A 1,936-nucleotide genomic window follows, 5' to 3' on the forward strand; every position below is an offset into this window, starting at 1 on the left:
GTATTAAGCTACTATATCACTGTAATTGCTTAAATAGTGTAATATTTCATTTAAGATTAATGCAGTAGCTCCATTTTTTCTGGGACTTCCATTTACAATTACTATTTTCACTTGTACATTCTTCAAATCAAGCTTATTAAATGAAAATATAAGAGAGCAGATTCAATGCTGTGTAGACTTCTTTATTGGTGTGGAGGTTATACTTCCAGATATGTTTGACATTCCTAATTCAAAAATGTATAATAAAGTAAAATTTTGTATACTGCAAATAAAATGACTTTGTGCTAATTCTGTAATAATCTATACTATATAAACGGAGAGAGAATGGAATTTATATAAAAACTTTGGATTGGAAGTGATACAAAATGGTAACAGATGACAACACTCAATAAAAAATTCATTTTCAAATGTTATTGATGATTATGATTATGCAAGACCTAAATATCCAATGGATTTGTTTTATGAAATATGTAAATTTACAAATCTAAACGAGGGGCAAAATATTTTAGAAGTAGGAGCAGGAACTGGTCAAGCTACAGATTTGTTTGTATCTAAATCTTATAATCTTGATTTATTAGAAGTAAGTAAAAATCAAGTGGATTTTCTAAAGAATAAATATAGAACAAATAAAAATATTGCTGTAACTGAAAGTTATTTTGAAGAATACAAAACTGATAAAGAATACGATTTAATATATTCAGCAACGGCTTTTCATTGGGTTAATAGTGAGATTGGTTATCCCAAAGCCTAGAATTTGTTAAGAAACAATGGTTCATTAGCTGTATTTTGGCAAATGTCCTCGGTAACATATCATGATGAGTGAGTTTTTAAATTACTCAATAAGATACAAAAAAAATATATGCCCGATGCTTCATTAGGATTTGATGAAGAAGGAATTGAAAAAGTAAAACAAAGACGAATAGAACAAATACAATCAGGCGGATTTTTCAAAATTCCATATTACTGTGATTATAAATGGATAGATAGCTATAATGCAGAACGATATGTAAAATTGATTAATACATATTCAAGCACACAGCTTTTAGAAAAATTTAAACGTGAGAATTATTTAAACGAGATAAGAGAAGCTATATTGGAGTATAGTGGTATAGTAGAAATGCCTCAACAGGTATGCTTATATATGGTTCATAAATAGTTCATCTCAATGTGTGCAACCTTGTGTGGGATAAATATTTTTTTAATATAGTATTATATATTTAGAAATGGCAATTATTTTTTTCATTTTGGGACTGTTATTTTACAAATCAAAAGAAAAAGCAAGTAACTTTCTCACTGGTTATAATCAAAAAGGCGATGAAGAACCGAAAAAAATTAAGCACCGAATTGGATGTACATTAGCATGGATAGTATGGATTGGTTTGTTTATTTGGCATATGTTTGATCGTGTTAAAAGAGAAAATACAAAAATGCAATAAAACTTAATTGTATTATAGAGATAATGAATATAATATGGAATTATAAATTTGATAACCGAATAAATGAAAATTAAAGGAGGTTGGTAGTGTGAATATCGGATTTTATGCCTGCCTAATACTAGCAATAATCTTTGGCATTTTGACTTTTGTATTCTTTTTGTTAAAAGAAAAAGGTGCAATGTTAATTAGTGGATTTAATACGCTTCCTAAACATGAGCGAGAATTATATGACATAGCGAAATTGAGCAAAGACCAAAGAAATTCAATGTTTATTTGGCTGCTCATTATGTGTGTTGGAGCATTATTTTCATTTTTTATTTCACAATATTTTGCGATTATTGCTTTTGTAGTTTGGCTCATTATGTACTTCAAAGATGTTCATATCGATACGGTTAAGTCCTTTGAAAAATACAAAATCAAGTAGAACAATTAAATTTTCGAATTAAAATATAACCGCAAAGAAAAGGTGGAGAGTATGAAAAGAACAGAGAGTGTTGAAT

The 1,936-nt window shown here is 28.3% G+C and carries 4 protein-coding genes; all 4 read left to right on the top strand.

Going from position 1 to position 1,936, the window contains the following annotated elements:
- Positions 1–448: 448 nt before the first annotated feature.
- The 4 genes from ACW2QF_RS12180 to ACW2QF_RS12195 all read left to right on the top strand — a co-directional run bounded on the left by ACW2QF_RS12180 (position 449) and on the right by ACW2QF_RS12195 (position 1,860).
- Positions 449–751, top strand: a complete 303-nt coding sequence (locus ACW2QF_RS12180; RefSeq protein WP_455716277.1) for a class I SAM-dependent methyltransferase — start codon at positions 449–451, stop codon at positions 749–751.
- A 108-nt stretch (positions 752–859) separates the two neighbouring features.
- Positions 860–1,156, top strand: coding sequence for a hypothetical protein (locus ACW2QF_RS12185; RefSeq protein ID WP_455716278.1), 297 nt, complete (start codon positions 860–862; stop codon positions 1,154–1,156).
- Positions 1,157–1,223: 67 nt separating this feature from the next.
- The gene (locus ACW2QF_RS12190) at positions 1,224–1,436 is read left to right on the top strand and encodes a DUF3784 domain-containing protein (RefSeq protein ID WP_455716279.1); all 213 of its coding nucleotides are present in this window, start codon (positions 1,224–1,226) and stop codon (positions 1,434–1,436) included.
- Positions 1,437–1,524: 88 nt separating this feature from the next.
- Complete coding sequence (locus tag ACW2QF_RS12195; protein WP_455716280.1) at positions 1,525–1,860, top strand: DUF3784 domain-containing protein; 336 nt, start codon at positions 1,525–1,527, stop codon at positions 1,858–1,860.
- Positions 1,861–1,936: the final 76 nt, after the last annotated feature.

The sequence above is a fragment of the Anaerosporobacter sp. genome (assembly GCF_965301125.1).

Coding starts and splice junctions, on each gene's coding strand:
- ACW2QF_RS12180 (WP_455716277.1), top strand. CDS start 449: ATGGATTTGTTTTATGAAATATGTAAATTTACAAATCTAAACGAGGGG.
- ACW2QF_RS12185 (WP_455716278.1), top strand. CDS start 860: ATGCCCGATGCTTCATTAGGATTTGATGAAGAAGGAATTGAAAAAGTA.
- ACW2QF_RS12190 (WP_455716279.1), top strand. CDS start 1,224: ATGGCAATTATTTTTTTCATTTTGGGACTGTTATTTTACAAATCAAAA.